This window comes from Dyella japonica DSM 16301 (assembly GCF_001010355.1).
In the GTDB taxonomy this organism is placed as follows: domain Bacteria; phylum Pseudomonadota; class Gammaproteobacteria; order Xanthomonadales; family Rhodanobacteraceae; genus Dyella; species Dyella japonica.
Window position 1 is genome coordinate 1 of the sequence record NZ_JPLA01000078.1, and the last position, 226, is coordinate 226.

The window sequence follows — 226 nt, forward strand, 5'->3', positions numbered from 1 at the left end:
GCCGCCAGCACGGCCGGATCGGTGCCCAGCGTGTTGCGCAGATAATTCTTGCCGGAGACGCGATCGGAAATGTCGCCGTCGGTGTACATCTTGGCCAGATCGTAGACGCCGACGTAGCCGATCGCGCAGCGATAGAGATCCGGCTCCTTCACCGCACCCTCGAGCGCCGCATAGCCGCCATAGCTCGCGCCGAAGATGCAGACGTGTCCGGCCGTGCTGGCGGCGC

1 protein-coding gene is annotated in these 226 nt (G+C 65.9%); it reads right to left on the minus strand.

The window, feature by feature from the left end; all coding sequences use genetic code 11:
• A partial coding sequence (locus Y882_RS18170) for a prolyl oligopeptidase family serine peptidase (RefSeq protein ID WP_046973370.1) occupies positions 1-226 on the minus strand: 226 nt, incomplete at both ends.